Origin of the sequence: Streptomyces sp. SAT1 (assembly GCF_001654495.1) — a bacterium.
Lineage (GTDB): Bacteria > Actinomycetota > Actinomycetes > Streptomycetales > Streptomycetaceae > Streptomyces > Streptomyces andamanensis.
Window position 1 is genome coordinate 1,443,632 of sequence record NZ_CP015849.1, and the last position, 25,668, is coordinate 1,469,299.

The 25,668-nt window shown below is 73.5% G+C and carries 24 protein-coding genes and 1 pseudogene; 8 read left to right on the plus strand and 17 right to left on the minus strand.

The annotated features are described in order from the left end of the window. Positions 1–61: 61 nt before the first annotated feature. Both A8713_RS06315 and A8713_RS06320 read right to left on the minus strand, forming a co-directional pair. Entirely contained in the window at positions 62–1,819 is a 1,758-nt protein-coding gene (locus tag A8713_RS06315) for an FAD/NAD(P)-binding protein (RefSeq protein ID WP_064532022.1), read from the minus strand. Further along, positions 1,816–2,673, minus strand: a complete 858-nt coding sequence (locus tag A8713_RS06320; protein ID WP_064532024.1) for an amino acid ABC transporter permease — start codon at positions 2,671–2,673, stop codon at positions 1,816–1,818. Before A8713_RS06320 ends, A8713_RS06315 begins: the two co-directional genes overlap by 4 nt. A gap of 521 nt (positions 2,674–3,194) precedes the next feature. Between A8713_RS06320 and A8713_RS06325 the strand changes: the two genes are divergently transcribed. Beyond that, positions 3,195–4,151, plus strand: a complete 957-nt coding sequence (locus tag A8713_RS06325; protein WP_064532026.1) for an ABC transporter substrate-binding protein — start codon at positions 3,195–3,197, stop codon at positions 4,149–4,151. A 21-nt stretch (positions 4,152–4,172) separates the two neighbouring features. On the opposite strand, the gene A8713_RS06330 is transcribed toward A8713_RS06325, so the two are convergent. Further along, a complete protein-coding gene (locus A8713_RS06330) occupies positions 4,173–5,402 on the minus strand; it encodes a DUF5685 family protein (protein WP_064532028.1) in 1,230 nt (409 codons plus the stop codon). A 288-nt stretch (positions 5,403–5,690) separates the two neighbouring features. Here A8713_RS06330 and A8713_RS06335 point away from each other — a divergent pair, with 288 nt between their 5' ends. Continuing rightward, positions 5,691–6,128: a cell division protein SepF gene (locus tag A8713_RS06335; protein WP_064532030.1), complete on the plus strand. Its 438-nt coding sequence runs from the start codon at positions 5,691–5,693 to the stop codon at positions 6,126–6,128. Positions 6,129–6,164: 36 nt separating this feature from the next. On the opposite strand, the gene A8713_RS06340 is transcribed toward A8713_RS06335, so the two are convergent. Then, complete coding sequence (locus A8713_RS06340) at positions 6,165–7,364, minus strand: acyl-CoA dehydrogenase family protein (protein WP_064532032.1); 1,200 nt, start codon at positions 7,362–7,364, stop codon at positions 6,165–6,167. Positions 7,365–7,426: 62 nt separating this feature from the next. Further along, entirely contained in the window at positions 7,427–9,094 is a 1,668-nt protein-coding gene (locus tag A8713_RS06345) for an MFS transporter (protein ID WP_064532034.1), read from the minus strand. Positions 9,095–9,359: 265 nt separating this feature from the next. Between A8713_RS06345 and A8713_RS06350 the strand changes: the two genes are divergently transcribed. After that, the gene (locus tag A8713_RS06350) at positions 9,360–10,532 is read left to right on the plus strand and encodes a glycosyltransferase family 39 protein (RefSeq protein WP_064532036.1); all 1,173 of its coding nucleotides are present in this window, start codon (positions 9,360–9,362) and stop codon (positions 10,530–10,532) included. Positions 10,533–10,833: 301 nt separating this feature from the next. Next, positions 10,834–11,853 (plus strand): phosphatase PAP2 family protein, encoded by a 1,020-nt coding sequence (locus A8713_RS06355; RefSeq protein WP_064532038.1) that lies wholly within the window; start codon positions 10,834–10,836, stop codon positions 11,851–11,853. A gap of 49 nt (positions 11,854–11,902) precedes the next feature. Here A8713_RS06355 and A8713_RS06360 read toward each other — a convergent pair whose 3' ends face one another. Continuing rightward, positions 11,903–12,118, minus strand: a complete 216-nt coding sequence (locus A8713_RS06360; RefSeq protein WP_064532040.1) for an I78 family peptidase inhibitor — start codon at positions 12,116–12,118, stop codon at positions 11,903–11,905. A 599-nt stretch (positions 12,119–12,717) separates the two neighbouring features. Here A8713_RS06360 and A8713_RS06365 point away from each other — a divergent pair. Together A8713_RS06365 and A8713_RS06370 are read left to right on the plus strand one after the other, a co-directional pair. After that, positions 12,718–13,551, plus strand: a complete 834-nt coding sequence (locus A8713_RS06365) for a hypothetical protein (RefSeq protein WP_064532042.1) — start codon at positions 12,718–12,720, stop codon at positions 13,549–13,551. A gap of 37 nt (positions 13,552–13,588) precedes the next feature. Further along, entirely contained in the window at positions 13,589–13,966 is a 378-nt protein-coding gene (locus A8713_RS06370) for a hypothetical protein (RefSeq protein WP_018570452.1), read from the plus strand. Between the two features lie 97 nt (positions 13,967–14,063). Here A8713_RS06370 and der read toward each other — a convergent pair whose 3' ends face one another. The 5 genes from der to aroH form a co-directional block, all read right to left on the minus strand. Next, the gene (gene der, locus A8713_RS06375) at positions 14,064–15,548 is read right to left on the minus strand and encodes a ribosome biogenesis GTPase Der (RefSeq protein ID WP_064532044.1); all 1,485 of its coding nucleotides are present in this window, start codon (positions 15,546–15,548) and stop codon (positions 14,064–14,066) included. Positions 15,549–15,629: 81 nt separating this feature from the next. Next, the gene (locus tag A8713_RS06380; RefSeq protein WP_064537281.1) at positions 15,630–16,217 is read right to left on the minus strand and encodes a lysophospholipid acyltransferase family protein; all 588 of its coding nucleotides are present in this window, start codon (positions 16,215–16,217) and stop codon (positions 15,630–15,632) included. A 77-nt stretch (positions 16,218–16,294) separates the two neighbouring features. After that, positions 16,295–16,990, minus strand: coding sequence for a (d)CMP kinase (gene cmk / locus A8713_RS06385; protein ID WP_064532046.1), 696 nt, complete (start codon positions 16,988–16,990; stop codon positions 16,295–16,297). 112 nt (positions 16,991–17,102) lie between these two features. Further along, positions 17,103–18,188, minus strand: a complete 1,086-nt coding sequence (locus A8713_RS06390; protein WP_064532048.1) for a prephenate dehydrogenase — start codon at positions 18,186–18,188, stop codon at positions 17,103–17,105. After that, entirely contained in the window at positions 18,185–18,547 is a 363-nt protein-coding gene (gene aroH, locus A8713_RS06395; protein WP_064532050.1) for a chorismate mutase, read from the minus strand. The genes A8713_RS06390 and aroH overlap by 4 nt, the downstream gene beginning before the upstream one ends. Positions 18,548–18,807: 260 nt before the next feature. Here aroH and A8713_RS06400 point away from each other — a divergent pair, with 260 nt between their 5' ends. Both A8713_RS06400 and A8713_RS06405 read left to right on the plus strand, forming a co-directional pair. Continuing rightward, positions 18,808–19,281: a Rieske (2Fe-2S) protein gene (locus tag A8713_RS06400; RefSeq protein WP_064532052.1), complete on the plus strand. Its 474-nt coding sequence runs from the start codon at positions 18,808–18,810 to the stop codon at positions 19,279–19,281. A gap of 22 nt (positions 19,282–19,303) precedes the next feature. Continuing rightward, on the plus strand, positions 19,304–20,005 hold the full coding sequence (locus A8713_RS06405) for a nucleotidyltransferase domain-containing protein (RefSeq protein WP_064532054.1): 702 nt from the start codon (positions 19,304–19,306) through the stop codon (positions 20,003–20,005). 16 nt (positions 20,006–20,021) lie between these two features. On the opposite strand, the pseudogene A8713_RS06410 reads toward A8713_RS06405, so the two are convergent. The 6 genes and pseudogenes from A8713_RS06410 to A8713_RS06435 all read right to left on the minus strand — a co-directional run. Continuing rightward, positions 20,022–20,880: pseudogene (locus A8713_RS06410) on the minus strand (ADP-ribosylglycohydrolase family protein); the annotation flags it as partial. Between the two features lie 68 nt (positions 20,881–20,948). Continuing rightward, on the minus strand, positions 20,949–22,019 hold the full coding sequence (locus A8713_RS06415; RefSeq protein ID WP_064532056.1) for a pseudouridine synthase: 1,071 nt from the start codon (positions 22,017–22,019) through the stop codon (positions 20,949–20,951). Then, positions 22,019–22,714 carry an SMC-Scp complex subunit ScpB gene (gene scpB, locus A8713_RS06420; RefSeq protein ID WP_443069701.1) on the minus strand — a complete coding sequence of 232 codons (696 nt, stop codon included), beginning with the start codon at positions 22,712–22,714 and terminating at the stop codon, positions 22,019–22,021. Before scpB ends, A8713_RS06415 begins: the two co-directional genes overlap by 1 nt. Continuing rightward, positions 22,711–23,886, minus strand: a complete 1,176-nt coding sequence (locus A8713_RS06425; RefSeq protein WP_064532058.1) for a segregation and condensation protein A — start codon at positions 23,884–23,886, stop codon at positions 22,711–22,713. The genes scpB and A8713_RS06425 overlap by 4 nt, the downstream gene beginning before the upstream one ends. An 18-nt stretch (positions 23,887–23,904) precedes the next feature. Further along, positions 23,905–24,483 (minus strand): hypothetical protein, encoded by a 579-nt coding sequence (locus tag A8713_RS06430; RefSeq protein ID WP_079158854.1) that lies wholly within the window; start codon positions 24,481–24,483, stop codon positions 23,905–23,907. Beyond that, entirely contained in the window at positions 24,468–25,604 is a 1,137-nt protein-coding gene (locus A8713_RS06435; protein ID WP_079158855.1) for a ParA family protein, read from the minus strand. Before A8713_RS06435 ends, A8713_RS06430 begins: the two co-directional genes overlap by 16 nt. Between the last annotated feature and the right edge of the window lie 64 nt (positions 25,605–25,668).

A 25,668-nucleotide genomic window follows, 5' to 3' on the forward strand; every position in this document is an offset into this window, starting at 1 on the left:
TCGGTGCGGTGGGACGGGACAAGAAGAGAGGGGGGTGCGGCGGGAGACGCGGGAGGGCGGTTCAGCCGACGGCGTGCGGGGCGGGCGCGCGCAGGAACGCCAGCACCGCGCGGGCGGTGGCGTCGTTCTGCCGGAACGCCGGGCCGCCGGTGCGCGGCCGGGTGAAGGCGCCGGGCGTCCGGCCGTCGGTGAACGGGCCGAGCGCGAAGCGCCGGGGATACGGGCGCCCGGCCCGGTCCAGGATCCGGCCGTCGGCGCGGTCGACCCGCAGCAGCCCGTCCGCGGTCTCGCCGGCGCCCTCGGCGTGCAGTTCGCGCAGCAGGGGGTCGCGGGTGCGCCGGACGGTGGGTTCGGGCAGCCGCGCCTCGACCAGGGCCCGTGCCTCGGTCACCACGCCGGGCACCGTCTCGCTCGCCGCCCGGAACACCCCGTCCTCGGCGGTGACGGTCATGTTCGCGCCGACGAACCGCAGGACGCCCGCACGGGACAGGGCGAGCATCTGCCGCAGCCGGGGGCCGGGCGGCCCGGAGGCGAGGAAGCTGAAGAAGCCGTGCCACCAGGGCCCGGTGTCGCCGAGCCGGGCCAACTGCCCGTACACGGACAGCAGTCCGAGGAAGAGACCGAGGTCGGCGCTGTGGGCGGGATCGTGGCGGCGGCGCAGGTCGGCCTCGATGTGTCCGCGCAGCGCCTCCTGGAAGTCCTCGGCACCGGCGTGCCGTACGCCGTGCAGCGGGTGGTCCAGGGCGGCGAGGTCGAGCCGGTCGGCGGGGTCGGGGACGGCGGCGGCGACCAGGTCCCCTCGCTCGTCCGGCCCGGCGGTGGCGTACGCCGCCTCGAAGTCCGCCCAGGCCAGGGCGGTCCGTTCGGGGTGGGCGGCGAACAGCCGGTGGTAGTGGGCGAATCCCAGTTCCTTCTCGATCAGCGCGCGGGCGGCCGCGCGCCGGGTGCCGTCCTCCTCGGGGAGGGCGCGCAGCGCGTCGATCTGGGCCGGGCCGAGGAAGCGGGGCAGCGGCGGGCGGGCGCCGGTGAGGTCGTAGCCGATCTTCGAGTGGTACGGCACTCCGCGCCGTGAACCGGCGTACAGCACCGGCTCCCGTCCGGAGGGTACGTAGGCGCCCTGTTCGTAGCGGCCGCCGCGGCCCTCGGTGAGCAGCACCATCAGGTCGACGAAGGCCAGGCCGAAGCCGCGGACCAGGACGGGTTCGCCGGCCGGCAGGGCGGACAGGTCGCTGTCGGCGGTGAAGTCCGGCGGCAGATGGACCAGGCCGTGGGCGCGGGCGTGGGCGGCCAGGCGGGCCTGCTCGTCGTCGGGTTCGGCGTCCAGGTGGCCGAGGGCGAGCACCACCAGGTCGGCCAGGAGCGGATGGTCGCGGCCCTCCAGCCACACCCGCTGGCGGCCCTCGCGCGGCCCGCTGACCCGCAGCGCGCGCCGCCGGTGGTGGTGGACGGTGATGTCCGCGGGCAGCGCGGCCACCGCCTCGTCGTGCACCCAGCGCAGATAGGAGCCCTGGAGGCGGCGGTCGGCGAAGGTGCGGCCGGGCAGTGCGGCCCACTCGTGCAGGGTGGGGCCCTCGCGCACCGGTCCCGCCATGTCGACCGTGTCGTCGGTGAACATGGTGACGTCCTCGGCGTGCGAGTTCATCCAGAGCAGCGGGGACTGCGCGGCGCGCCAGATGCGTCCGGCGCCGGGCGGGTGGGGGTCGACGAGGTGGATGTCGAGGCCCGCTCCCGTGTACAGCTCGGGCGCGTTGGCGGCGATGCGTTCCAGCAGACCGGTCCCCCGCGGCCCGGCCCCCACGACGACCAGCGAAGATCTCATCGGGTGCGCTCCGTGCCGCGCGCGTAGTGCTGCTCCACGTAGTGCTGGCCGATGCTCAGGACCGTGGTGACGGCGGTGTACCAGAGGGTGGCGACCATCAGCAGCGGGATGACCTGGTAGGTCTGGTGGTAGACGAGCTGGGCCGAGTACAGCAGGTCCTGGACGGCGATGACGCTGACGATGGAGGTGCCCTTGAGGGTACCGATCAGCATGTTCCCGGCGGGCGGCACGATGGAGCGCATCGCCTGCGGCAGGACGATCCGCCGCCAGCGCCGCCACTGGCTCAGGCCGAGCGCCTGGGCTGCCTCGATCTGGCCGCGGTCGACGGAGACGATGCCGCCGCGCACCACTTCGGCGGCGTAGGCGGCCTCGTGCAGGGTGAGGCCGACGATCGCGACGGTGACCGGGCCGAGCAGGTCGACGGTCCGCACCCCGAAGAGGCTCGGGTACAGCGCCCCGATGTTGAACCACAGCAGCAGCTGGACCAGGATCGGGATGGACCGGAACAGCCAGACGTAGCCGCGGCTGACGGCGCGCAGCACCGGGTTGGCGGAGAGCCGGAAGACGGCGAGCAGGGTGCCGAGGGCGAAGCCGAGCACCATGACGACGGCGGTCAGCCACAGGGTGAGCCAGAGCCCGCGCAGGACGGAGTCGGAGGTGAAGTAGTCGGCGACGACGTCCCACTGGAACGCCTTGTTGCGCACGACGGAGACCAGGGCGAGGCCCAGCAGGACGAGGACGACGACGGCGGCCGCCCACTGTCCGGGCCGGCGGCGCGGCACGATGCGCGGGGCGTCGGCGGGTCCGGGGGTGCCGGGGGCGGCGGGTGCTTTGGCGAGGGTGCCGGAGGACATGTGAAGGCTCCGTGACGTAGGTCGAACACGGTGGTGCCTTCACACGGGACGCGCCGCGGGGCGCTGGACGGCCGAGCCCCTCAGCAGGGCCGTCCGCCAGGAGACTACGGTTCTGTTTCCCCGGGTTGTCAAGGGGGTCCAGCATATGAGCCGGACGTCTCGGGGCGGTTGACGGGGAACCGGATGCCTGTTCCACTTGCCCCATGCATCCGCAGCAGTGGCTGGTCACGCGCTCCCACATCGACTTCGGTCGAGTGTGGTCCTGTTCTTGTTGAGCCGACTTCCCGCACGCCCTGCCGCCTTCGGCCGTCCCCGGCGCCCGTCCCGTGCGTCCGGTACGTCCTAGCGTGCCCTTCCCGCTCTTGTCGCCCCTGTCGCGCTTGTCGCTCCTGTCGCGCCGCGCGCCTTCGCGACCCCTCCCGACGCCTTCACACGCGCACCCCTCCCCTCGCGCCGTCTGATCCGGACTTCTTCCTCCTCCGGACCTCCTCCTTCCCGTTTTCCTTCCAGGAGACCGCACCATGCGTACGCCCCCGCGCGCCCGTAAACGGCATTTCCTCCCCTTCGCCCTGATCAGTTCGGCGGCGCTGCTGCTGACCGCGTGCGGCTCCGGCGCGGACGGCGCGGCGTCCACGGGCTCCGGCGCGGGCGCGGCCGAGGCCGCCGGGATCCCGACCGCGGACGTCGTCTCCGGGGTGCGCGAGGATCCCGCCGCCGCCCGGCTGCTGCCGCCCGGGGTCAAGGACCTGACGATCGCCTACGCGGTGGGCGGCACCCCGCCCGGCACCAGCTACCTCGGCGACGGCAGGACCCTCGCCGGTCAGGACGTCGACTTCGCGCAGGCCGTCGCCAAGGTGCTCGGCATCCGGCTGAAGGCGCGGGAGGCCGGCTTCGAGGCGATCCTGCCCGCCCTGGACAGCGGCAAGTACGACCTCGGCGCGGGCAACTTCGGGGTGACCGACGAGCGGCGCCGCACCATCGACTTCGTCACCTACATCAACGACGGCCAGGGCTTCGCCGCCCGCGCGGACAGCAAGCTGGGCAAGGTCACCAGCCTCGCCCAGCTGTGCGGCCTGAACGTCGCCACGGGCGCCGGGACCACCTTCGAGGCCACCCTGGAGAAGAGCAAGCAGCAGTGCGCCGACGCGGGCGAGAAGGCGTACAAGGTGCAGACGTACAGCGAGTCGGGCGCGCTGTGGTCCTCGCTCCAGCAGGGCCGCAGCGATGTGGTGATGTCCACGATCAACGGGCTGCGCTACGCGGTCGCCCGGCAGCAGGGGCTGAAGTTCCTCAACGAGTTCCACCGGCTCGACGTCGGCTTCGCCTTCAAGAAGGGCACGAAGCTGGCGCCGGCCTTCCGGGCGGCGGTGAACAAGCTGATCGCCGACGGGACGTACGCGAAGATCCTCGACAAGTGGGGCACGAAGGACTCGGCGCTCAAGGCGTCGCGGATCTCCCCGCCGGAACTGAAGTCCTGACGCGGCGGCGGCTCCGCGGGCTCAGCAGTCGCAGCCGCAGTCGCATCCGTCGCAGCCGCAGCAGTCGCAGCAGTCCCCGCAGCCGCTGCAATCGGGGCAGTCGCAGTCGCAGTTGCTGCACCAGCCCTCGCGCCGCTGCCGCGACCACGGGCCCTCGAACTCGGAGGCGCAGCACACCTTGCAGGTGCAGCAGAGGCCGAGGGCGACCGCGCAGCCGGTGAACAGGCCCCGCCTGCCGGGCCGCGGCGGCTCGCCGCCGAAGGGGTCGCCGCCGCCGGGGTGGCGCGGGTCGTGGGCCGGCGGGCGCTGCGGGGCGTACGGGCCCTGCGGCGGGCCGAAGGCGCCGTGCGCGGCCTCCTCGGCGCCCGGCGCGTGACCGCAGGAGATGGTGTTGAAGGCGCGGTCCACGGAGCGCGGGAGTTCGTGCACCAGCAGCAGGTGCGCGAGCCGTCCGTCGGTGAACTCGGCGTCGCGCAGGGCGAGCCGGATGCCGTGCACCGCGTCGTCGGCGAGCCGACGGGCCTCGGTGAGTGAAGTGCCGGTCGCGGTCAGCGGGTTCCAGGCACCCGAGGCGGCGTCGGCCGCCTGGTCCTCCACGGCGTCCAGGAGATGGGCGAGCCGCCCGAAGAGCCGCCCGGCCTCGGCGAGCGGGGCGGCGTTCCCGGGCCGGCCGGTGAGGACGGCGGTGTGCGCGAAGGCCGCGGCGGTCGCGGTCTCGGTCGGCTCGGTGACGGCCAGGACCGGGGTGCCGGGTCCGGCCAGGGACTCCAGGCCGGTCTGCCGCTCCACCGCGTCCACCAGGACGGCGGTGTCGAAGCCGACGTCGGCGCCGCTCCGGGCGCCCGCGCGGTTCCAGCGGTCCGCGACCCGGCGGGCGGCGAGCGCCACCGGCCGGCGGGCGAGCAGTCCGTCGCCGTCGGCGACGTGGTCGCGCACCTTGGCCGAGGCCAGCACCAGGGAGACGGCCGCCGCGAGCCGGGCGCCCTCACCCCGGGCGACGGAGGCGGTGCGCATGCCGCGCAGCGGACAGGGCCCCGCCGTCCGCCGCCCCGCCCCCGCCCTGCCGTCGGCGCGGTCGGCCTGAGCCTCCGTCAGAACCGATATGAGCAGACCGTCGTAGTTGGTCACGACCCGGGCGAACTGCCCGTGATCGCCCCGCAGGGCCAGACACAGTCCGCACAAGTGCGCCATCCACTGGGCCTTGAGGTTCTCACCGAGCCGGTGAGCGCAGGGTCTGACGATTCCGAACACGACGATCCCCCGTGGTGTCTGCGACGTTGAGCTGCCGCATCGTACCGACCGGCCTGTTCACCCGGACGCACCACGGGTCACCCGAGTGCCGTGGACGATCATATTTCACTCCCGGTCAGCATCGGTGTAGAGCATGACCCTTGGGGCACAAGGCCCTCGACGGATCGGCTGTGCACCAGTACCGTCACAAACCCCCCGCGCGGCGTCTATCCACTTGGCGCGCTGTCAGCATCATGGATGACCATAGGGATGCGAGAACAGAAAGACCGCTAGTGAGAGGAGGCGTCCATGGGATCGGTACGCAAGGCGAGTGCGTGGCTCGGCCTCGTCGACGACAACGAAGACGAGCGCTACTACGACGACGACTACTCCGAGGGGACCGAGTCCGGCGACGCCTGGGTCACCGACCCCCGCGTGAAGGTCGCCACGGACACGGCCGAGGAGAAGGGCCGCCGCATCGGCACGGTGACACCGGACAGCTTCCGGGACGCCCGCGCCATCGGCGAGCTGTTCCGCGAGGGCGTGCCCGTCATCGTCAACCTCACGGCGATGGAGGCGTCCGACGCCAAGCGCGTGGTGGACTTCGCGGCCGGTCTTGTCTTCGGACTGCGCGGCTCCATCGACCGGGTGTCCACGCGGGTGTTCCTGCTCTCCCCCGCCGACACGGAGATCATCAGCGGTGACCCGGGGGCGCACCGCTCCGACGGGTTCTTCAACCAGAGCTGAGGCAGGGCCGCGCACCGGCCCTGCCCCGTCCGGGGCTCACCGGAAGGCGTCGAGACCGGTGAGCGCCTTGCCCAGCACGAGCTGGTGCATCTCGACGGTGCCCTCGTAGGTGAGCACCGACTCCAGATTGGTCGCGTGCCGCATCACCGGGTATTCGAGGGAGATCCCGTTGGCGCCGAGGATCGTGCGCGCCGTGCGGCAGATCTCGATCGCCTCCCGTACGTTGTTGAGCTTGCCGAAGCTGACCTGCTCGGGGCGCAGGCGGCCGGCGTCCATGCGGCGCCCGAGGTGGTGGGCGAGCAGGATCCCCTTGTGCAGTTCGACCGCCATGTCGGCGAGTTTGGCCTGGGTGAGCTGGAAGCCGCCGATGGGCCTGCCGAACTGCTCGCGCGAGCACGCGTAGTCCACCGCGGCCTGGAAGCTGGAGCGGGCCGCGCCCATGGCGCCCCAGACGATTCCGTAACGGGCGTGCGACAGACAGCTGAGCGGGCCGCGCAGCCCGCTGACCTCCGGGAGCACCGCGTCGGCCGGCAGGCGTACGCCGTCGAGGACGAGTTCGCTGGTGACGCTGGCCCGCAGGGACCACTTGTGCTTGATCTCGGGGGCCGAGAAGCCCGGCGCGTCGGTGGGGACGACGAAGCCGCGGATGCCGTCCTCGGTCTGCGCCCACACCACGGCGACGGCGGCGACCGAGCCGTTGGTGATCCACATCTTGCGCCCGTCGAGCACCCAGTCCCCGCCCGCGTCGCGCTTGGCGCGGGTGCGCATCGAGGCGGGGTCGGAGCCGTGGTCGGGCTCGGTGAGCCCGAAGCAGCCGATGGCCTCGCCGGAGGCCATGCGCGGCAGCCACTCCTGCTTCTGCTCCTCGCTGCCGAAGCGGTGGATCGCGTACATGGCGAGCGAGCCCTGCACGCTGACCAGGGAGCGGATCCCGGAGTCGGCGGCCTCCAGTTCCAGGCAGGCCAGGCCGTACTGGACGGCGGTGGCGCCCGCGCACCCGTAGCCGCTGAGCGACATGCCGAGCGCGCCGAGGGAGCCCAGCTCGCGGGCGAGCTCCCGGACACCGGGCAGTTCGCCGCTCTCGTACCACCCGGCGATGTGCGGCAGCACCCGGTCGGCGGCCCAGTCCCGCACGGTGGCGCGGACGGCGAGGTCCTCCGGGTCCAGCAGATCGTCGATCCCCAGCGGGTCGACGGGGTCGAACGGGGGCAGCGACGGTTTCGACGACGCCGGCATGGGCACCTCGCATCTCCGACTCAGTTGACTAGCACTGCTAGTCAAACGGCTCCGGCCCGACGTTACGGCGCCCGGTGGCCCGCGTCCAGCGCCACCCGGACCGGCTCGGTCTCCCGCTGGGCGGGCAGCTCCGCCGCCGATCGCTCTGCCGGTCGTTCCGCGGGGCGCTCCGCCGGTTCCTCGCACTGCATCGCCCGCGGCAGCCGCAGCGCGGCCAGCGCGCCCAGCAGCAGCAGTCCCGCGCTCACCAGCAGCGTCACATGCAGTCCGTGCACGAAGGAGTCCCGGGCGGCCCGCCGCAGCGCGTCCCCGGGCGGCCCGCCGAGCCGCCCCGCGATCTCGTATGCCTCCCCCAGGGAGTGCGACGCCTGCTCCGAGGCGCCCGCCGGGACGCCGGGCACCCGGGAGACACCGGGCGCGTAGGCCGCGTTCATCACGGTGCCGAGCAGGGCGATGCCGATGCCCGCGCCCAGTTGGTAGGAGGTCTCGCCGATCGCCGCGGCCCCGCCCGCCCGGTGGGCGGGCGCCTCGCTCAGCATCGACTCGTACGCGCCGAAGAGCGTCGTCTCCAGGCCGAAGCCGAGCAGCACGAAGGCGGCCAGCAGCAGCCCGGCGGCGTCCGCGGTGCCCATCGCGGTCAGCGCGAGCACGGCGAGGGCCGTCGCGCAGAAGCCCGCGCACACCATGCGCCGCGGCCCGAACCGGCGCAGCACGCGCGCGCCGACCAGTCCGGCCGCCATCGCGGCGAAGGTCAGCGGCAGCAGCCGCAGTCCGGTGCTCAGCGGGGACAGGCCGAGCACCAGTTGCAGGTACTGGGCGGCGATCAGCTCCAGGCCGACCAGTGCCAGCATCGCCAGCACGATGCAGCCCACGGCGGTGCCGAAGGCGGGCCGCGCGAACATCCCGAGGTCCACCAGGGGGTGCGTCCGGTGCCGCTGCCGCCGTACGAAGAGCACCAGCAGCGCCGCGCCCAGCAGCAGCGGGCCCAGGGTGAGCGCGCTGAGCACCGGCTCACCGCCGCCGAGCCGCTTCACCCCGAACACGCTGCCGAACAGACCGGCCGCGGCCAGCAGCGCCCCGGTCACGTCCCACGGGCCCTCGCGGCCACCGGTCGACTCGGGCAGCAGCAACCGTCCCACCGGCAGGCTGACCAGCATCAGCGGGATGTTGACCAGGAAGACCGAGCCCCACCAGAAGTGTTCGAGGAGGAAGCCGCCGAGCAGCGGTCCGACCGCGGCGCCCACCGCGGCGACCGCGCTCCAGAGGCCGATCGCGAGCGCCCGCTCGCGCCGGTCGGGGAAGACCTGCCGCAGGATGGACAGCGTGGCCGGCATGATCATCGCGCCGCCGACGCCGAGCAGCGCTCGGGCCAGGATCAGCGTCTGGGGATGGTGGGCGAAGGCCGCGAGGGCGGAGGCGACGCCGAAGAGGGCGTAGCCCAGGAGCAGGATCCGTCTGCGGCCCACCCGGTCGCCCAGCGTGCCGAAGAGGATCAGCAGCGAGGCGCAGACCAGCGGGTAGACGTCGACGATCCAGAGCAGTTCGACGGCGCCGGGCCTGAGGTCCTCGGTGACGGCGGGCACCGCCACGTGCAGCACGGTGGCGTCCACCGCCACCAGCAGCAGGCTGACGCAGAGCACGACCAGGACGACCCAGCGGCCCGCGCCCTCCCCGGCCGCCCGGCGGTGCGGGCCGCGAACCGCCGCGGTCGCGGCGGACGTGCCGGACATGTACGTACCTCCCAGATGAACCCTCGCCTCGGCAGGCCCGCGCAGTGGGGACGTTCCGCGCCAGGGCCTGGGCCGGGAAGGAGCGGTGGTTCCCGGTCCGCGCGCCGAACGGCGAGTGACACGGCAGCCTACGCGAGTCCCCCGCCCTGGAGCGTGGCCGATCTCTCACACTTCCGACGGAACGCGTGTGGTGTACGCCACTCCCTCGTACGGGTGGACCGCCCGGCCACCGGACGGTTCTCGGCCACGGTCGATAATCGGGCCCGTGACCGATCTCGCGACACGCCGGGCGACGGCCCGCACCGGGGCTCTGCGCCGCGCCGCCCCCGCGCTCTGCGGCTACGCGGCCGTGCGCGCCCTGGGCCTGCTGGTGCTGGCCCTCTGGAGCGCGGCGCGCGGCAAGAGCGCGTACACGCTGCTGACCGCCCGCTGGGACTCCCTCTGGTACGCGCGGGTGGCCGGCGGCGGTTACGGCTACGAGGTGCGCCTGCCCAATGGCGACGTCCACGCGGACCTGGCGTTCTTCCCGCTGCTGCCCTGGCTGGAGCGGCTGGGCGCCGCGGTGGGCCCGCTGTCGTACGCCGACGCGGGGTTCGCGGTCAGCCTGCTCGCCTCGCTCGCGGCGGCCTGGGGCATCTTCGCGGTGGTCGACCACGTGTACGACCGCAGGGCGGGGATCTGCGCGGTGCTGCTGTGGGCGGTGCTGCCGGTCGGGATCGTGCAGTCGATGGCGTACAGCGAGTCGCTGTTCACGGCGCTCGCCGCCTGGGCGCTGTACTGCGTGCTGACCGGCCGCTGGGCGGGCGCGGGCGCCCTGGCGCTGCTGGCCGGGCTGACCCGGCCGGTCGGGCTCGCGGTGGCCGCCGCCGTGTGGACGGCGGCCGTCCTCTCGCTGCTGCGCGAGCGGCGCGCGGCGGCACCGCTCACGCCCGCGCCCGGTCCCGGCCGGCGCGTCCTCGGCATGCTGCTCGCCCCGCTGGGGGCGGCCGGCTACGTGCTGTGGGTCGGCCACCGCACCGGCGGCGGCCCGCTCGGCTATCTCGACGTCCAGGCGGGCTGGCGCAACGGTTTCGACGGCGGGTACGCCTTCGCGCGCTTCGTCGGCGAGAAGTTCGCCGCGTTCCCCTCGGCGCTCGCCGGGGCCGGGCTGATCGTCGGAGTGGCGCTGGTGGTGTGGCTGTACGTCACCGGGGTGCGGCAGGGGCAGCCGCCCGCGCTGCTGGTGTACTCCGGGATCGTCACCGCGCTCGCCCTGTGCGCGTCGAGCTACTTCGGCTCCAAGCCGCGGCTGCTGCTGCCCGCCTTCCCGCTGCTGCTGCCGCTCGCCCTGGCCCTCGCCCGGCTGCGCGCCTCCCGTGCGGCGCTGCTGACCGGCGGCATCGCGCTGGCGTCGGCCGTCTACGGCGCGTTCTGGCTGAACGGCTCGGGGCCGCCGTGACCCGGCGCCGCTCCCCCTGCTCCCGTCGCTCCCCCAAGATCATTTTCCGTTCCGGTCCCGTGCTCCGCCCGGCGCCCGCCCTGTACGCGCGGTGAATTCCACCCATGCGTTCGCACGGCGCATTCATAAACACCCCGGCGACGGACACCGGAATGATCAAAGGAAATGCATGCCGGACGGCGCGTATTATGATGAAATCCAGGAAAAACAAGCCCCGTTGAGAGCAACCCCACATCACATCGTCATCACAAACCACGTGATTCGTCCGGGAAGCCCACTCACTCGCTGTAACGTCGATTAGGTGCCTACCGAAGGAACCCTCACCCGCCTGGACCGGGTGTTCGCCAGGCTGGACCGTGAGCCACAGCGGCCGGCGCACCTCGACGTGCCGACGATGAGCCGGCACCGGGTCGTGCTCTTCTCGGCGACCCTGGGCTTCTACCTGGCGATCGTCTGGGCCGTGGTGACCACCTCCTGGCTGGTACGCCTGGACTGGCAGGTCATGTTCTTCCGGCCGTACCAGCAGTGGCCGCAGATCCACGCGTTCCTCGACTACTACGTCGTCCTCGGCCAGCGCGGCCCCACCGCCGTGATGGTCGCCTCCTGGCTGGGCTGGCGCTCCTGGCGGCAGCGCACCCTGCGCCCGCTGCTCACCCTCGCCACCTCGCTGCTGCTGCTGAACATCACGGTCGGCGCCGCGAAATACGGCATGGGGCGTCTCGGACCGCACTACGCGACCGTCATCGGCTCCAACGAGATGGGCCTCGGCGGCGATATATTTCCCAGCGGCCACACCGCGAACGCCGTGCTGACCTGGGGAATCCTCGCCTATCTGGCCTCCACCCCGACCGCGCGCCGCTGGCTGTCGGCGCTCTCCGCGGTGACCTCGCTCGGCGTCGGCCTCACCACCGTGTACCTGGGCACGCACTGGCTCAGCGATGTGGTGCTCGGCTGGGCCGCCGGTCTGCTGATCCTGCTCGCGCTGCCCTGGTGCGAGCCGATGATCGCCCGCACCGAGACCCGCATCCTCGATCTGCGCGACCGCTGGCGCACCCGCTCCGGCCTGCGCGCCCCGGTTCCCGGACCGGTCCTCCCGGTGGGCACGCCGGTGGTGCACAAGCCGCGCGTCCCGGCCGCGGAGGAGGCCCCGGCGGCCCACGGGGCCCTCGGCGCCGGACGCGCCTCCCGGACACCCGTCCACCTCGTCCCGGGCCCGCACACCGCCCGCGCGGAGCACGCACCCGTCACCCCGTCCGGCAGCCGCAGGCCGCCGCAGCCCGAGCGCGCCCCGCGCGGCACTACCTCGGCGGCCCGCCCCTGACCCGCGGTGCGCACCCGCCCGGGTGCGCACCGCCGCGGGTGGCGCGTCCTCAGCCCTTCCAGGCGCGGGCCACCTTCCCGTCGCCGACCTCGAAGTTCAGCCGGCCGACCCGGTACTCCATGGTGATGACCGCGCCCGGCGGCAGCGAACGGACCGTGGACCAGCCCCGCTCCCGCGCGAGCCGTTCGGCCTGTCCCGCCTCCAGGCCGACATACCGTTCGGGACTGTCCTGGGGCTCCACAGGCGGAGTGGGAATCGGTGCCATGCCCCCACGCTAGGCGTCCCCCGGAGGGCAGGGAAGTCCACCGCGCTCCCGGTGGCCGCATCCGTACGCGTGCGCCCGGCCTGTCACGTTTACGTCACAAGATCACCACAACGCGCGGCGCCGCGCTCCGTCACTCCCGCCACCGCCCGCATCCCCCTTGCGCGGGCATGCGAACGCAATTCCCGGGAGCCCGGAAACCACGCCGAATTTCCGCCGGAAAGCAGTCGGGAAAGGGCGGGAAACGAATCCCTGGGCACCCCCGGAAGGACATTCCGCTTCCCCTTCGCCCCTCCTTCCGAGCAGCCCGGCAAGAGGGGTCCGCACAGGAATTCCACGGTCCCCCGACAGCCTTCCGGACCCGCCCATGGAGCGGACGGCACCGCCCGGCCCGCGCCCCCGCGCCCTCCCCCTTCATTGACAGTGCGTGAGGAACCATAAACCCTGCGTGACCACGGGTGGAGGCGGCCGGATTCCGTGCGCCGCAGGGCGTGACTCCCCCCGCGGATCGTCCGTTGTCTTCTGCATGAGCCGGGGGCCCTCCCGGTTCAGGGCCGGGAGCCACCCGGCCCCGCCACGCACCGCATCCCGAGGAGCCACCCGTGCCGCGCATGCTCGACGTCAGCGACGCCGTACGCGCCGAGATCGGCGACGAAGAAGCCGACCGGCTGCTCGCCGGAGAGAACGCCCCGGGCAGTTACGACTGCACGTCCTGCCGCACCCCCGGCGACTCCGCGCAGGAGCGCACCAGCACCGTTCTGTTCGTTGGGGACGAGACCGCCGTCCTCGCCTTCGCCCACTCCACCTGCCTGCCCTCCCAGGTCGTCCAGGTCACCGAGGAGCAGCTGCGGGGCGCGGTCCGCTCCATCAACGCGGACACGGGCGCCCCGGCCGCCGGCGTGCCCGCGCAGGGGACGCCCCCGCAGAGCCCCGAGCGGACCGCGCCGCAGCAGGCCGCGCCGGAACAGGCCGTCCTCGGGGTGACCAGCGGGCTCGTCCTGGTCGCGGGCGAACTGCACCCCGCGCTGGTGGTCGAGCCGACCGGCCCCATCGTGCGGCCGGGCTCCAACGGCCCCGACGACGAATTCCTGACCCTGCTCACCGAGCAGGGCTACGTCCCGATGGCCGACCTCGCCTCCGTGCCGCCCGTGCTGCACGGCTGGTCGGTCCTGCTCGCCATGGGCCAGCTGCACGCCGTCCTCCAGCCGGGCACGGAGGGCGGCAGGCCCGCCGCCTGGTGGCAGGCGCACCAGCCGCTCCAGGTCACCGACGGCTGGCGGGCCGCGGCCAACAAGCACCAGCAGGTCCTGATGTTCGCGGCGCCGGTCGGGGCCATCGGCCGCCAGCCCCGCGAGGACCTGCTGCGCAACGCCCTGGACAAGGCGGCGGCGCAGGGCAGGCTGGTCGCGGCGACGCTGCCGCTCGCCGGGACCTGAGCCGCATCTCTTCCGGTTCGGGGTCGTTTGGACATACGTGCACGCATATGAGGTTCCCCGCCGCCAGTCCTACCATCCGAACCGGTCCACGCAGCCGTCCCATGATCAGCACGGCTACTCGGCCACGCCGATCTACGACGCGCTCTACGCCGAGTACGTCAAGTCCTACCGGACGCTGCCGGGCGACCGCAGCGGCGAGGAGGACCTGGGCTTCGTCGCGTTCGGCAACCTGCCGCGCGGCCTCGGCCCGAACACGTACATCGCCTACAGCGCGGGCGCGTACAGCACCCGGCACGGCACGGGACGGCAGCAGACGCAGTGGCAGCGCGTCGGGACGCTGGGGCGGCAGGAGGCCGGGCCCGGGATGCACCACGTCCCGGCGGCGCTGCCGCCCGCCCCGCGCCGCGGCGACTGAGCCCGCCGCCGGGCGTACGGGGACACAAGAGGGCGGCCCCTGAGCCAGGGGCCGCCCTCTTGTGGTCCGGCTTGCGGTCCTCAGGAAGGACCTCAGGTCACTTCTTCTTCGCGCCGCGCTTCTCGCGCACCCGCACCGAGATGTGGATCGGGGTGCCCTCGAAGCCGAACTCCTCGCGCAGCCGCCGCTCGATGAAGCGCCGGTAGCCGGCCTCGATGAAGCCGGAGGCGAAGAGCACGAACCGCGGCGGCTTGGTGCCCGCCTGGGTGCCGAACAGGATGCGCGGCTGCTTGCCGCCCCGGATCGGGTGCGGGTGGGCGGAGACCAGCTCGCCGAGGAAGGCGTTCAGCCGGCCGGTGGGCACCCGGGTCTCCCAGCCGGCCAGCGCCGTCTCGATCGCCGGGACCAGCTTCTCCATGTGCCGTCCGGTGCGGGCCGAGACGTTCACGCGCGGGGCCCAGGCGATCTGGCCCAGCTCGGTCTCGATCTCCCGCTCCAGGTAGTAGCGGCGCTCCTCGTCGAGGGTGTCCCACTTGTTGAAGGCGAGGACCAGGGCGCGGCCCGCCTCGACGGCCATGGTGACGATGCGCTGGTCCTGCACCGAGATGGACTCGGAGGCGTCGATCAGGATGACGGCGACCTCGGCCTTCTCGACCGCGGCGGCGGTGCGCAGGGACGCGTAGTAGTCGGCGCCCTGCTGGAGGTGGACGCGCTTGCGGATGCCCGCGGTGTCGACGAACTTCCAGGTGACACCGCCCAGTTCGATCATCTCGTCGACCGGGTCCCGGGTGGTGCCCGCCAGCTCGTTGACGACGACGCGCTCCTCGCCCGCGACCTTGTTCAGCAGCGAGGACTTGCCGACGTTGGGGCGGCCGATCAGGGCGATGCGGCGCGGACCGCCGACGCCGCCGGCGCCGAAGCTCTCGCGCGGCGCCTCGGGCAGCGCCTCCAGGACCTGGTCCAGCATGTCGCCGGTGCCGCGGCCGTGCAGCGCGGAGACCGGGTGCGGCTCGCCGAGTCCGAGGGACCACAGATAGGCGGCGTCGGCCTCGCCGCTGGGACCGTCGACCTTGTTGGCGCACAGCACCACGGGCTTGCCCGCCTTGCGCAGCAGCCGGACGACGGCCTCGTCGGTGTCGGTGGCGCCGACCTTGGCGTCCACCACGAAGACGACCGCGTCGGCGGCCTCGATGGCGTACTCGGCCTGCGCGGCGACGGAGGCGTCGATGCCGAGGACGTCCTGCTCCCAGCCGCCGGTGTCGACGACCTTGAAGCGGCGGCCCGCCCACTCGGCCTCGTAGGTGACCCGGTCGCGGGTGACGCCGGGCTTGTCCTCGACGACCGCCTCGCGGCGGCCGATGATGCGGTTCACCAGGGTCGACTTGCCGACATTGGGGCGGCCGACGACGGCGAGCACGGGCAGTGGGCCGTGTCCGGCGGCCTCGATGGCGCCCTCGACGTCCTCGATGTCGAAGCCCTCTACGGCGGCGAGCTCCATGAACTCCGCGTACTCGGCGTCGCCGAGCGCCCCGTGCTCGTACTCGTGCTCGGCCGAGCCGTCGGGCTGGATGTCGTCGTTCATGAAGTCCGTACCTCGTAGTTCATCGTGGTGATCGGTGGCGGGCGCCACGGTCGGTGGCGCCCGCCACTACTCAAGTGTCACCTAGCGCCCGGTGCGGCGCCTGGCGTTTTCCAGGTGGTCGGCGAGCTGCTTCCGGATGTGCCCGGTGGCCTCGTCCAGTGCCCGCCGGGTGCGTCTGCCGCTGCCGTCGCCCGCTTCGAACGGGTCGCCGAAGACGACGTCGACCCGCGAGCGCAGCGGGGGCAGCCCCCGTATCAACCGGCCCGGCCGCTCGGAGCTTCCCAGCACCGCCACCGGGACGATGGGGGCCCCGCTGCGGACGGCGAAGTAGGCGAGCCCGGCGCGCAGCGCGGCGAAGTCGCCCTCGCCGCGGGTGCCCTCGGGGAAGATGCCGAGGACGCCGCCCTGCTCCAGCACGCCGAGCGCCCGGGTGATCGCGGTGCGGTCGGCGCTGTGCCGGTCCACCGGGAGCTGGCCGATGCCGGTCAGGAAGGAGCCCAGCGGTCCGACGAACGCCTCCTTCTTGATCAGGAAGTGCACCGGCCGCGGTGCCACGCCCATGACCATGGGTCCGTCGACGTTGTGGGAGTGGTTGACGGCGAAGATCAGCGGCCCGGTCGCGGGCACCTTCCAGGCGCCCAGGACCCGGGGGCGCCACAGGCCGTACATCAGCCCGACGCCGATCCGGCGGCCGACGTCCGCGCCGCGCTCGGACGCGGCGCCGGCCGTCTGCTGGGACGGAAGACTCACGCGGCGGCCCGCTTCTCCTCGACGAGCGTGACGACGCACTCGACGACCTGCGCGAGGGTCAGCTCGGTGGTGTCCACCTCGACGGCGTCGTCCGCCTTGGCCAGCGGGGAGGCGGCCCGGCTGGAGTCGGCCGCGTCCCGCTTGACCAGGGCCTCGCGGGTGGCGTGCACGTCGGCGCCCTTCAGCTCGCCGCTGCGGCGGGCGGCGCGGGCCTCCGGCGACGCGGTGAGGAAGATCTTCAGATCGGCGCCGGGCAGCACGGTGGTGCCGATGTCGCGGCCCTCGACGACGATGCCGCGGTCGGCGGCTCCGGCCAGGGTGCGCTGGAGCTCGGTGATCACGGTCCGCACCTCGGGCACGGCGCTGACCGCGCTGACCTTGGAGGTGACCTCCTGGGTGCGGATCGGACCGGACACGTCCACGCCGTCGACGGTGATCGTCGGGTGGGCCGGGTCGGTGCCGGAGACGATCTCCGGCTTGGCGGCCACGGCGGCGATCGCGGTGGGGTCGTCGATGTCGATCCCGTTGGTCACCATCCACCAGGTGATCGCCCGGTACTGGGCGCCGGTGTCCAGGTAGCTCAGGCCGAGCTGCGCGGCCACGGCCTTGGACGTGCTCGACTTGCCCGTGCCGGAGGGGCCGTCGATGGCGACAATCACGGGCTGGGCGGTCCGGGCGGCGCCGTCTTCCACAGCGGGGCACCTTCCTGGTGAAGGGTGGTGGATGGGTGTGCGGGAGCCGGGGCCCCCGGCACAAGGTTACTGGCTGCCCGGGGGCCCTCATGCTGCCGGAGGTGCCCCGCGCTCACTGCCGCAGCGCCCAGCCCCGCTCGCGCAGCGCCGCCGTCAGCACCGGGACGGCCCTCGGCTCCACCATCAGCTGCACCAGACCGGCCTGCCGGCCCGTGGCGTGCTCGATCCGGACGTCCTCGATGTTCACCCCGGCCGTCCCGGCGTCGGCGAAGATCCGGGCCAGCTGGCCGGGCTGGTCGTCGATGAGGACGGCGACGACCTCGTACGCCCGCGGCGCCGACCCGTGCTTGCCGGGCACCCGGACCCGGCCCGCGTTGCCCCGCCGCAGCACCTCGCGGACCCGGGCGCCGCCCTCGTCGCGCTCGGCGACGTCGGCGGACCGGAGCGCGCGCAGCGCCCGCGCCGTCTCGTCCAGGTCGGCGGCGACGTCGGTGAGCAGATCGGCGACCGGGCCCGGGTTCGCCGAGAGGATGTCGATCCACATCTGCGGCTCGGAGGCGGCGATCCGGGTCACGTCCCGGATGCCCTGCCCGCACAGCCGTACGGCCGCCTCCTCGGCGTGCTCCAGGCGCGCGGCGACCGTGCTGGAGACCAGCTGGGGCATGTGGGAGACCAGGGCCACGGCCCGGTCGTGGGCGTCGGCGTCCATGACGACCGGGACCGCGCGGCAGTGCGAGACCAGTTCGAGCGCGAGGTTGAGCACCTCGGTGTCGGTGTCCCGGGTGGGGGTGAGCACCCAGGGGCGGCCCTCGAAGAGGTCGGCGCTCGCGGCCAGCGGTCCGGACTTCTCCCGGCCGGACATGGGGTGGCTGCCGATGTAGCGGGTCAGGTCCAGGTCCAGCGCCTCCAGCTCGCGGCGCGGGCCGCCCTTGACGCTGGCCACGTCCAGGTAGCCGCGGGCCACGCCCCGGCGCATGACGTCGGCGAGCACCCCGGCGACGTGCGCGGGCGGGGCGGCCACGAGCGCCAGGTCGACGGGTCCCTCGGGCGCCTCGTCCGTGCCGGCGCCGAGCGCGACCGCCGTACGGGCCTGCTCGGGGTCGCGGTCGGCCAGGTGCACCCGCACCCCGCGCCCGACCAGGGCCAGGGCGGCGGAGGTGCCGATCAGACCGGTGCCGATGACGAGTGCGGTCCTCACTGCGCGATGTCCTTGCGCAGGGCGGCCGCCGCGCCGAGGTAGACATGGGTGACCTCGGCGCGCGGCCGGTCGGTCTCGATGTGCGCGAGGACCCGGACCACGCGGGGCATCGCGCCCTCGATGTCCAGCTCCTGCGCGCAGATCAGCGGTACGTCGACGATGCCGAGCCGGCGGGCGGCGACCGCGGGGAAGTCGCTGTGCAGGTCGGGGGTGGCCGTGAACCAGATGCTGATGAGGTCGTCGGCGGTCAGGCCGTTGCGCTCCAGGACGGCGGTGAGCAGCGCCTCGACCTGCTCGCTCATGTGACCGGCGTCGTCCCGTTCCAGCTGGACGGCCCCCCGGACCGCTCGTACCGCCACGGCGCTGCTCCTTGCTGACGTGTGCTGACCTGAGTCTCACCTGAGTGCTGCGGGCCCGCCGGTGACGCGGCTCCCGGGCGACCAGCCTAGTTGGGCGGCGGGCGGCCCACGCGCGGCGCCCGCCCGCTGAGACGGCGAACGAATGCACCATTTGCACCAATGAGTTCGCATTTACTTCGACTTGGGAGTCTTCGGTGCGAAGATGCTTGCGCTCCCCTCGGAGCGACTCTCCCCCACCTCGGCACCCTCGGAGTGACGGCATGACTCAGGGCACGACCCGGCGCACGGTTCTCGCGACGGGCGCGGCTGCGCTCGCCGCCGGTTGCAGCGACTCGAACTCGGGCGGCGACAGCGCGGCCTCCCCTCAGGCCGCCTCCTCGGCGCCGCGCACCGCTTCCGCGGCACCGACCACGGCGGCCGCCGCCTCCCCCTCGCACAGCGCCGCCGGCGCGGAGCTGACCCGCACCGACGACATCCCGGTCGGCGGCGGCAAGATCTTCAAGGAGCAGCGCGTCGTCGTCACCCAGCCGGAGAAGGGGCAGTTCAAGGCCTTCTCCGCGGTCTGCACCCACCAGGGCTGCACCGTCGCCTCGGTGGAGAACGGCACCATCGCCTGCCCCTGCCACGGCAGCATGTTCCACGCCGCCGACGGCTCGGTGGCGCACGGCCCGGCCTCCCGGCCGCTGGCCGCCAAGGAGATCCAGGTGGAGGGAAATTCCATCCGCCTGGTGTGAGGGTCCGCGTACGCTCCCGGGCATGCAGCCCGAGGACCTGGTACGCGACCACACGATCTACGCCTGTGTCATGGGCTCGCGGGCATTCGGGCTGGCGACGGAGGACAGCGACACGGACCGCCGTGGCGTCTTCGTCGCCCCCGCCCCGCTCTTCTGGCGCTTCGAGAAGCCGCCCGCCCATGCCGAGGGGCCGCTGCCGGAGCAGTTCAGCTGGGAACTGGAGCGCTTCTGCGAACTGGCGCTGCGCGGCAATCCGAACATCCTGGAGTGCCTGCACTCCCCGCTCGTGGAGTACGCCGACGACACCGGCCGTGAACTGCTCGCCCTGCGCCAGGCGTTCCTCTCCCGCCGCGTGCACGCCTCCTTCACCGGCTACGCGCTCGCCCAGCGCCGCAGACTGGAGGCCGGCGTCCGCGCGCACGGCGCCCCGCGCTGGAAGCACGCCATGCATCTGCTGCGCCTGCTGACGAGCGCCCGCGACCTGCTGCGCACCGGCCGCCTGGACATCGGCACCGGCGACGCCCGGACCCGGCTGCTGGCCGTGCGCGGCGGCGAGGTCCCCTGGTCCGAGGTGGAGTCCTGGATGACCCGGCTGGCCGCCGAGACCGAACAGGCCGCGGCGCGCACCCCGCTGCCCGAGGAACCCGATCTGCGCCGCGTGGAGGACTTCCTGTACAGCGTCCGCCGCGCCTCGGCGCTCGGCGCCCCCGCCCGGCCCGTCTGAGCCCGCGGGGGGCCGCTCAGACGTCCCAGAGGGCCCCCAGCGCCAGCAGTTCGTCCCGGTACTCGATGCGGTCGGTCCAGGCCGCGGGCCAGGCGCCGGGGCCCAGGTGCGCGCCCGCGAAGGCGCCCGCCAGGCAGGCCAGGGAGTCGGAGTCGCCACGGGTGCAGGCGGCGCGGCGCAGGGCGGTGACGGGCTCGTCGGGGAAGAGCAGGAAGCACAGCAGGCCGGTCGCCAGGGCCTCCTCGGCGATCCAGCCGTCGCCGGTGGCCTCGCACGGATCGTCCTCTGCGGACACCGTCGCCACGGCCTCGGCCAGCCGGTCCCGCACCTCAAGGCACTCGTCCCAGCCGCGGGCGATGAACCGCTCGGGCGCCGCGTCCCCGGCGCGCGTCCACAGGTCGCCCAGCCACAGGTGGTGGTAGCGGGTCCGGTTCTCCTCGGCGTACGAGCGCAGCAGCGCGACCAGGTCCGCCGGGGCGGTGCCGTGCGCGAGGAGGCGTACGGCGTGCGCGGTGAGGTCGGAGGCGGCCAGCGCCGTCGGATGGCCGTGGGTGAGCGCGGCCTGCAACTGCGCGGCGCCCGCCCGCCGGGCGTCGTCCAGGTCGGGAACCAGCCCGAGCGGCGCCACCCGCGTGTTGGCCCCGCACCCCTTGGACTCGACCTGGCTCGCCCGCTGCCAGGGCCGGTCCGGGTCGCCGAGCAGACCGCAGGCGACCATGCAGGTGCGGCCGGGCGCCCGGTTGTTGTCCGGGGAGCGCGACCAGTCCACGAACTCCTCCCACCGGCCGCTCCAGCCGCCGCGGAGCCGGCGGCCCCCGCTCCATGGCCGTGCGCAGCCCCCGGCCGGGCGCCGGCGTCATCTGGGTGTCGTCGGCCGCGCGCGGCGAGGCGGTGGCACCACGAGAGCACCACCGCCCGTCGGCGTACGGACCCCGCCCAGACCCTAGAGGTCGACCTCCTGCATCAGCATGCCGACCTCGGTGTTGGACAGGCGGCGCAGCCAGCCGGACTTCTGGTCGCCGAGGGTGATCGGACCGAAGGCGGTGCGCACGAGCTTGTCGACCGGGAAACCCGCCTCGGCGAGCATGCGGCGCACGATGTGCTTGCGGCCCTCGTGCAGGGTGACCTCGACGAGGTAGTTCTTGCCGGTCTGCTCGACGACCCGGAAGTGGTCCGCGCGCGCGTAGCCGTCCTCCAGCTGGATGCCGTCCTTCAGGCGCTTGCCGAGGTCGCGCGGGATCGGGCCGACGATGTGCGCCAGATAGGTCTTGCGCACGCCGTACTTGGGGTGGGTGAGGCGGTGCGCCAGCTCGCCGTGGTTGGTGAGCAGGATGACACCCTCGGTCTCGGTGTCGAGCCGGCCCACGTGGAACAGCCGCGTCTCGCGGTTGGTGACGTAGTCGCCCAGGCACTGCCGGCCCTCGGGGTCCTCCATGGTGGAGACGACGCCCGCGGGCTTGTTCAGCGAGAAGAACTGGTACGACTGCGTCGCGACGGTCAGGCCGTCGACCTTGACCTCGTCCTTCTCCGGGTCGACCCGGCGGCCCTGCTCCAGGACGATCTCGCCGTTGATCTCGACGCGGGCCTGCTCGATCAGCTCCTCGCAGGCGCGCCGCGAACCGTATCCCGCGCGCGCGAGCACCTTCTGGAGCCGCTCGCCCTCCTGCTCGGCGCCCGGGAAGGTCTTGGGCAGCTTGATGTCCTTCTTGCCCGCGTACCGGTCGCGGTTGCGCTCCTCCGTACGCGTCTCGTACTCGCGCGAGCGCGCCGGGGCCGTACGCCCGCCCTGGCCCTCGGGCCTGCGGGGGCCGCCCTTGGCGCCGCCGCGGGCCGCTCCGCCGCGCCCCGACTTCGGGCCGTCCTTGGTGGCGCCGGGGCCCACGTCGTAGCGGCGCTCCTCGGGGCGGGGCTTGCTGGGGCGTCCCTGCCCCTGCTTCTGGTCCCTGTTGTTGCCGGCACCGCGGTGGTTACCGCGCCCGCCGCTCTTGCCGCTGCCGCTACCGCTGCTTCGCATCAAAGTTCCGTCGTCGTCGTGTGAGTCATGTGCGTCCCGTGACCCTCGTCCGGGTCCGGGGCGTCCGGGTCGAACGACGGTACGGCCTCCTGGGTCTCGGCCTCGATCGCCTCCGCCTCCGGGAGGAAGGGCGCGAGCTCCGGGAGCTCGTCCAGACCGCGCAGGCCCATCCGCTCCAGGAAGTAGTTCGTCGTCCTGTACAGGATCGCACCTGTTTCGGGTTCCGTGCCCGCCTCCTGGACCAGTCCGCGCTGGAGCAGGGTGCGCATGACCCCGTCGCAGTTCACTCCGCGCACGGCGGAGACCCTGCTGCGGCTGACCGGCTGGCGGTAGGCGACCACCGCCAGCGTCTCCAGCGCGGCCTGGGTGAGCCGGGCCTGCTGGCCGTCCAGGACGAAGCCCTCGACGGCCGCCGCGTACTCGGGGCGGGTGTAGAAGCGCCAGCCGCCGGCGATCAGCCGCAGCTCGAAGCCGCGCCCCTGCGCGGTGTACTCGTCGGCCAGCTCGCGCAGCGCGTCCGCGATCTGCCGCCGGGGCCGCTGGAGCGTCCTGGCCAGCAGTTCCTCGGTCGCGGGTTCGTCCACGACCATGAGCACGGCCTCCAGGGCGGGCTTGAGATCGAGTGCGGCGACGGGCCGCAGGCCGACGGGAAGTCCCTCGGTCCCGGTCTCCTCGCTCAGGGCTTCCGCGCTCATGGCTTTCGTTCCTCCTCGGGCTTCTCGGGCGGCCGGTCGAACTCGTCGGTCACCCGCGTGTGCGCGTCCTCGTCGCCGCCCGTCCAGCGCACCAGCAGGTCGCCGAGGGCCGTCTCCTGGTCGAGGGCGACGGCCCTCTCCCGGTACAGCTCCAGCAGCGCCAGGAAGCGGGCGACGACCGTGAGCGTGTCGTCGGTGTCCGCCACCAGGTCCTGGAAGCGGGCCTCGCCCGTCTCCCGCAGCCGCTCGACCACGATCCGGGCCTGCTCCTGCACGCTGACCAGCGGCGCGTGGATGTGGTCCACGTACACCTGGGGTCTGGGCCGGGGCTGCATCGCCTTGACGGCCAGCCGGGCGAACCCCTCGGGGCCGATGCTGATGGCGACCTCGGGCAGCAGCTCGGCGTGGTGCGGTTCCAGTCCGACGGTACGGGGATGGCGGCGGCCCTCGGCGGTGAGCCGGGCGTCGAAGATGTCGGCGATCCGCTTGTACGCGCGGTACTGGAGCAGCCGGGCGAACAGCAGGTCCCGGGCCTCCAGGAGCGCGAGGTCGGCCTCGTCCTCCACCTCGGCGGCGGGCAGCAGCCGGGCCGCCTTCAGATCGAGCAGGGTGGCGGCCACCACCAGGAACTCGGTCGTCCGGTCGAGGTCCCAGTCCGGACCCATGGCCCGGATGTGCGCCATGAACTCGTCGGTGACCTTCGACAGCGCGACCTCGGTGACGTCCAGCTTGTGCTTGGCGATCAACTGGAGCAGCAGATCGAAGGGCCCCTCGAAGTTGGCCAGCCGCACGGTGAAGACCCCGTCACCGCCCTCGCCGCGATTCCCGTCCCCGGCGGGGACCGCGGACGCCGCACCCTCCCCTCCCGGCTCGGGCGCGACGGGCGGGACCGCCGCGACCGCCGCGAACGGCTCGGCCGGCGCTCCGGCCACCACGGGCCCCTCGGGCGCCTCCGGCGCGGTGGCCGGTGCCGACGCGGGTTCCGCGTCCCGCCGGGGCGGGGCCGGCGGGGCAGGCTGTACGGCCGCCGGAGCCGGGGGGCGCGGGGCCGGGCCCGCTTCGTGCGGCTCGGGCGCGGTGGGTGCCGGGGCCGCGCCGGGTCCCCTGCCCAGGGCGCGCCTGCGCGCGGCGGCGGGGCCCGGGTCCGGGGGAGGTACGTCGTTCGAGGTCATGGCCTCCGCAGGCTACCGCTACCGTCCGCGCAGCCGGCGTACGAGAATGCTCGCGTCCCCGCGGGACTCCAGGTCGGCCAGGACCACGGCGACCGCCTCGCGGACGATCCGGCCGCGGTCGACGGCCAGGCCGTGCTCGCCCCTCAGCACCAGCCGCGCGTGCTCCAGGTCCATCAGTTCCTCGGCGGAGACGTAGACGGTGATCTTCTCGTCGTGGCGTTCGCGTCCGCTGGGGCGGCGGTTGGCCGCGCGTCCGCGCTTGCGGGGGGCCGCCGCGGTGCCGTCCTGGCCCGGCTGGGCCTGGCGCCGTCCGGAGCGCTCCGCGCCGGCGCCCGCGGCGCCCCGGCTGCGGGACTCGCCCGCGTCGGCCGCCTCGGTGTCGGCCGCGACATGCTCGGCGCCCTCGCCGTCGCCGCCCTGCGCGGGCACCGAGTGCGGCGCGTCCTCCGCCGGGGCGGCGGCGTCGCTCTCGCCCGCCGGGGCCGGCACCCTGGCCTCGCCGCCCGGCTGGCGCCGGGGAGTGGACGCCTGGAGCGCGGTCCCCCCTGTCGTACGGAACAGTTCGTCGGCCCCCGGCAGACTCACTCGGCGTGACACCGGGCGAGCACCTCCCTGGCGAGCTGGCGGTAGGCGGCGGCGCCGACGGAGTTGGAGGCGTACGTGGTGATCGGCTCACCGGCGACCGTGGTCTCCGGGAAGCGGACCGTGCGCCCGATGACCGTGTGGTAGACGTGGTCGTCGAACGCCTCGACGACGCGGGCGAGCACCTCACGGCTGTGCACGGTGCGCGAGTCGTACATCGTGGCGAGGATGCCGTCCAGCTCCAGGTCGGGGTTGAGGCGCTCCTGGACCTTCTCGATCGTCTCGGTCAGCAGCGCGACACCGCGCAGCGCGAAGAACTCGCACTCCAGCGGCACGATCACCTTGTGCGCGGCCGTGAGGGCGTTGACGGTGAGCAGACCGAGCGAGGGCTGGCAGTCGATGACGATGTAGTCGTAGTCGTCCATCAGCGGCTTGAGCGCACGCTGGAGCGTGGACTCGCGCGCGACCTCGGAGACCAGCTGCACCTCGGCGGCCGACAGGTCGATGTTGCTGGGCAGCAGGTCCATGTTGGGGACCGCCGTCTTCAGCAGGACCTCGTCCGCGGACATGCCCCGCTCCATGAGCAGGTTGTAGACGGTGAGGTCCAGCTCCATGGGGTTGACGCCGAGACCCACCGACAGCGCGCCCTGCGGGTCGAAGTCCACGAGCAGCACCCGGCGTCCGTACTCCGCGAGCGCGGCACCCAGGTTGATGGTCGACGTGGTCTTGCCGACGCCGCCCTTCTGGTTGCACATCGCGATGATCTTCGCGGGTCCGTGGTCGGTCAGCGGCCCGGGGATCGGGAAGTACGGCAGCGGGCGTCCGGTCGGGCCGACGCGCTCACGGCGCTGTCGGGCCGCGTCGGGCGCGAGCGTGGCCGCGTACTCGGGATCGGGTTCGTACTCGGCGTCGGGGTCGTAGAAGTGCCCCTCGGGCAGTTCGTCGTAGTCGGCGAAGTGGTTGTGGGGCGCGCCACTTCCGTCGCCGGCCATGGCGTTCACGTGATGGCCATCCATGCTCTGGTGTCCTGGCTGGGTCACCTGCGGGAACCGGTGACCCTGGTGGGCTGCGAAGGTGCGCACAGCGACGGAGCCGACAGCCTCGAGCCCCGCAGGGCTCTGGCCCCGCACAGGCATTCCTGGTTGACCACCCCCGGGAGAAAATGTCGACTCATTCACAAGTCGTCTTACCTCCTTGGTG